At 72.2% G+C, this 2,798-nt stretch carries 4 protein-coding genes; 3 read left to right on the plus strand and 1 reads right to left on the minus strand.

The genetic code is table 11. From position 1 onward, the window contains the following. Positions 1 to 381 (minus strand): cbb3-type cytochrome c oxidase subunit I (locus AOK01_RS35630; protein ID WP_213862199.1); only part of this gene is annotated, 381 nt, incomplete at its 3' end. A 105-nt stretch (positions 382 to 486) separates the two neighbouring features. On the opposite strand from AOK01_RS35630, the gene AOK01_RS35635 reads away from it, so the two are divergent. The 3 genes from AOK01_RS35635 to AOK01_RS35645 all read left to right on the plus strand — a co-directional run bounded on the left by AOK01_RS35635 (position 487) and on the right by AOK01_RS35645 (position 2,688). After that, positions 487 to 1,125, plus strand: coding sequence for an RNA polymerase sigma factor (locus AOK01_RS35635; RefSeq protein WP_079104027.1), 639 nt, complete (start codon positions 487 to 489; stop codon positions 1,123 to 1,125). Then, entirely contained in the window at positions 1,118 to 2,233 is a 1,116-nt protein-coding gene (locus tag AOK01_RS35640) for a CU044_5270 family protein (RefSeq protein WP_055519053.1), read from the plus strand. The genes AOK01_RS35635 and AOK01_RS35640 overlap by 8 nt, the downstream gene beginning before the upstream one ends. A 164-nt stretch (positions 2,234 to 2,397) precedes the next feature. After that, complete coding sequence (locus tag AOK01_RS35645; RefSeq protein ID WP_055519055.1) at positions 2,398 to 2,688, plus strand: hypothetical protein; 291 nt, start codon at positions 2,398 to 2,400, stop codon at positions 2,686 to 2,688. The last annotated feature ends 110 nt before the right edge of the window (positions 2,689 to 2,798 follow it).

Here is a 2,798-nt window from a genome sequence, read left to right on the forward strand (position 1 = left end):
GCCGAACAGGTACAGCCAGTACGCGAACATGTTCAGCCGCGGGAACGCCACGTCCGGCGCGCCGATCTGCAGCGGCATGATCCAGTTCGTGAAGCCGGCGAACAGCGGGGTCGCGAACATCAGCAGCATGATCGTGCCGTGCATCGTGAACGCCTGGTTGAACTGCTCGTTCGACATGATCTGCGTGCCGGGACGGGCCAGCTCGGCACGCATCAGCAGCGCCATGACGCCACCGATGCAGAAGAACGCGAACGACGTGACCAGGTACAACGTGCCGATCGTCTTGTGGTCCGTGGTGGTCAGCCAGCGGACGGCGGCGGATCCGGGACGGCGGCCCGCGCGTGAGGGCGCGAGCGCCGGGGTGACAGTGTTGCTCTCCATGCCCCGCCTGTGTCCGCGGGACCTCCCCACGTCACACTTGAGCGAGGCGACAAGGATCACCGAAACAGGTGTGACGATCGAGGGACTGCCGGACACCTACGGAACATGAGCAACGACGAGATATTCGCCGCTGCCTATCGCGAGCACTACTGGGCGGTCAGCCGCTATGTCGCGCGGCGACTGGACGGCCGGACGAGCGAGGTCGAGGAAGTGGTGGCGGAGGTCTTCACCGTCGCCTGGCGGCGCCGGTCCGACCTGCCCGCGTCCCCCCTTCCCTGGCTGTACGGCGTGGCACGCAACTGCCTCTCCAACGCGGTACGCGGCTACGGGCGCCGCCGGCGACTGGTGGACCGGCTCGGGAACGACGAGAGCGCGCACGGCAGGCAGATCGTGGAGAGCCCCGGCGCCGAGCAGCCCGCAGACTGGGTGCACGACGCGCTGGCCAGGCTCTCCCCGGCCGACCAGGAGGTCCTGCGGCTCACCGCCTGGGAGGAACTCGGTGTCGACGAGGTCGCCGTCGCACTCGGCTGCGGCAGCCGGGCCGCGGCGATGCGGCTGCACCGCGCCCGCCACCGCCTGAGAGCCGAGATCGACCGCATGCGGATCACCGTGTCCCACGGCGCCGCGGCCTCCGGCACGGGGACCTCCGGCGTAGGTGCCCCGAGCACAGGCGCCCCACGCGCCGGGTCCCCGGGCACCGAGACGCCCCGTCGCGACACCCCGAAGGAGCAGGGCCATGGCTGACGAACTCGAACTGCTGCGCCGGGCCAACCCGGTGCCCTCCGACGGCTCCCGCTTCGGCGAAGGCCCGCTGGACCACGAGGCCGAGGACCGCCTCGACCGGCTCATGGCGAGCGCGGGCGGAGAGCACCGCAGGCACCACAGCCGCTTCCTGCCCGGCCGTACGAGTCCCGGCCGCACGGATCCCCGTCGTACGAAAGCCGGCCGTACGAGTCCCGGCCGTACCGGTCCCGGGCCTACGAGCCCCGACCGGCCGGCGCGAGGCCCCCGGTCCCGCCGTACGCGGCTCGTCTGGGCGCTCGCGACGACCGCGGTGCTCGCCGTGACCGCCACCGCTCTCCTCCTCGCGGGCCCGAGCACCACCCCCGCGGTGGCCGCGCCCCGCCCGCTGGTGGTCCGGGCCGACTCCACCCCCGTACCCCTCGACCGGCTGGCCGAGCGTGCCGAGCGGGACGCGGCGGACGGTTCGCCCCGGCTGCTCAAGGGCACGCATGTGCAGTCGTGGAGCATGGGCATGTCGGACGACAAGCCTCCGATCACGTTGCCCGTGGAGCGCGCCGTGCGCTGGAACGCGGACGACAGCCACACCGAGCTGGTCGTCGCGACCGACCCGCGCCACCCCGGCCGGCCGGTCCTCTCCGAAGGGGACGACGGTCCGCGCCTCGTCGACGACGGACACGTCATCAGCGAGCAGACCTACCCGCCGAGCTGGAGCGACGCCCCGCCCCAGTCGCCGCCCCCGCGCGACGCCGGTCGGCTGCGCGCCTATCTGCGGGAGGCGCAGCACACCGACACCCCGCTGACCACCCCCGAACTGCTGGACGCCACAGGGGAGTTGCTGAACACCTGGACCCTCGGCGCCCGGGAGAACGCGGCGCTCGCCCGGCTTCTGGCGGACGCCGAGGGGCTGCGGTCGGTCGGCCAGGTGACCGACCGCCTCGGCCGGCTCGGTCAGGCGTACGTGTACGAGGGCACCGGATACCGCCGGATGCTGATCATGGACCCGGCCACCGGGGCCGTCCTCGGCCTGGAGAGCACCGCCACCGCCGACGACCCCGAGTGGGGCGTCGAGGCGGGCGACGTCATGGACTACAACGCGTGGATCCGCTGATCGGACGCCGGTGACGGCCGCGGGCGGGCTACGGACCGGCTGGGGGCCGGTCGCGGACCCGACCGGTCCTGCTCGGCCGGGCGCGTGGCCGTACCGATGCGCCTCCCGGGTGAGGGACCGGGCGGGGCCGTGTCCGTGGGCTGCTTGTCACCGTTGCTGAAAGCATGATCTCAACACGACGTATTGTCGCCGCCGTTGGCCTCGCCATCAGCGTCACGGGTCTTGCCGTACCGTCCGCGGGCGCTGCCACGGTTCCCCGGACGGAAAAACTGGACCTGCTCGCGGAGCTCGACTCGATCGCCGTGAGCGACCTCCCCGTCGAGCACAGGAACAAGATGCCGAAGATCTCCGAGGGGATCCACAACCTGAACGGCCTCCGCCAACTGGGGCAACTGCACCAGGTGACCGACCTCGCCGCCCCCGTCATGGGGCTGGTTCCCGCCGTCAACACCTGAGCCGCCGATACCGAGCCGTCGAGCAGTCGAGTACCGGACGAACCCGTCGGCACGCCCCGCCCCGGATGCGCGGGCGGGGCGTGCCGACGGGTTCGTCCGGTACTCGACTG

Origin of the sequence: Streptomyces aurantiacus (assembly GCF_001418335.1) — a bacterium.
Classification (GTDB): Bacteria; Actinomycetota; Actinomycetes; order Streptomycetales; family Streptomycetaceae; genus Streptomyces; species Streptomyces aurantiacus.